The 2,077-nt window shown below is 66.2% G+C and carries 1 protein-coding gene; it reads left to right on the top strand.

The window, feature by feature from the left end; translation table 11 throughout:
• Window positions 1–14 precede the first annotated feature (14 nt).
• Window positions 15–2,077: (Fe-S)-binding protein (locus ACYVD1_RS34575; RefSeq protein ID WP_460778690.1), on the top strand; the 2,063-nt coding region annotated here is incomplete at its 3' end.

Here is a 2,077-nt window from a genome sequence, read left to right as displayed (position 1 = left end):
GGAGGCCTCCGGCGATGCATCCTCTGTATTTGACACTGGGCATCATCACCTCGGTCTTCGCCGTGGTCGCGCTCGCCTTGTTCGCTCTGGGTTCGTACCAGATCTGGCGGACCGTGAGTGTGGGCCGAGCGGCGGAGCCGGAGCGGACGGAGTCGCTGGGCAAGCGGCTCACCATGACGCTCATCGAGATCCTCGGGCACACGAGGATGCTGAAGCGGCCGTGGGTGGGTGTGGCCCACTGGTTCGTGATGGTCTCGTTCCCGCTGCTCTTCTTCACGGTCATCGAGGCCCAGGGCGAGGTCTTCGACCCGCACTTCAAGCTGCCGGTGATCTACGACTGGACCGTCTTCGGGCTGGCCATCGAGGTCATCGCGGCCACCAGCCTCGCGGGCATCATCGGCCTCACCGTCTACCGCCTGCTCAACGGCCCCCACCGCAAGGGCCGCGACTCGCGGTTCTACAACTCCAAGACGTGGACCGCGTACTACGTCGAGGCCTACCTGTGGGCCCTGCTGATCTCGATCTTCGTGATCCGCGGCCTCAAGGTCGCCATCGAGGACTTCCCGTTCCCGGTCTGGGCCACCCCGGTCTCCCACGCCTTCGGCGCCCTCATGCCGACCGACGCCGCGGTCGCCGAGCCCGCCATCGCCCTGGTCGCCGCGTTCAAGCTGATCATCAGCTACGCGTTCTTCGTGGTGCTGTACTTCAACCTCACCATGGGCATCGGCTGGCACCGCTTCACCGCCCCGTTCAACATCTTCTTCAAGCGCAACGCCGACGGCGCTCCGACCCTCGGCGCCGCCAAGCAGATGATGGACGCCTCCGGCAAGAAGCCCCTCGACTTCGAGGAGGCCGACCCGGACGAGGACCCGTTCGGCGCCGGCAAGATCGAGGACTTCACCTGGAAGGGCCTCCTCGACTTCTCCAGCTGCACCGAGTGCGGCCGCTGCCAGTCGCAGTGCCCCGCCTGGAACACCGCCAAGCCGCTCTCGCCGAAGAAGCTCATCCTCGACCTGCAGCAGCACAGCTTCGAGAAGGCCCCGTACCTCCTCAAGGGCATCACCGAGGAGACGCTCACCGAGGCCCCCGACAACAGCCACTCCGGCGTCGACGTGCTCGCCCTCCTCAACAAGCCGCTGGTCGGCACCGAGGAAGAAGGCGGCGTCATCCACCCGGACGAGCTGTGGGCCTGCACCAACTGCGGTGCCTGTGTCGAGCAGTGCCCGGTGGACATCGAGCACATCGACCACATCCTGGACATGCGCCGCTACCAGGTGATGGTCGAGTCCAACTTCCCGTCCGAGGCCAACACCCTCCTCAAGAACCTTGAGAACAAGGCCAACCCCTGGGGTATGGCCGAGGACCGGCGCATGGACTGGATCGAGGAGCTGGCCAACCAGGAGAACCCGGTTGAGGTCCAGGTCGTCGACGACAAGATGCCCGAGGACACCGAGTACCTCTTCTGGGTCGGCTGCGCCGGCGCCCTCGAGGACCGCGCCAAGAAGACCACGAAGGCCATCGCCGAGCTGCTGGACATCGCGGGCGTCAACTTCGCCGTCCTGGGCGGCATGGAGGCCTGCACCGGTGACCCGGCGCGCCGCCTGGGCATGGAGTACGTCTTCCAGATGCTGGCCCAGCAGAACGTGGAGACGCTGAACGAGGCGGGGGTCACCAAGATCGTGGCCAGCTGCCCGCACTGCTTCAACACGCTCGCGAAGGAGTACCCGCAGCTGGGTGGGACCTACGAGGTCATCCACCACAGCCAGCTGCTGGCCAAGCTCGTGGACGAGGGCCAGCTGACCCCGGTGAACTCCGTCGACGAGAACATCACCTACCACGACCCCTGCTTCCTGGGCCGCCACAACAAGGTGTACACGCCGCCGCGCGACATCATGGCCCAGGTGCCGGGTGTCAAGACGCAGGAGATGCACCGGCACAAGGAGCGCGGCTTCTGCTGCGGCGCCGGTGGTGCCCGCATGTGGATGGAGGAGCGGATCGGCAAGCGCATCAACACCGAGCGTGTGGACGAGGCGCTGACGACCAACCCGGACACCGTCTCCACCGCGTGCCCGTTCTG

Source organism: Nocardiopsis nanhaiensis (assembly GCF_054778635.1).
This window is presented reverse-complemented; position numbering and strand designations above follow the sequence as displayed.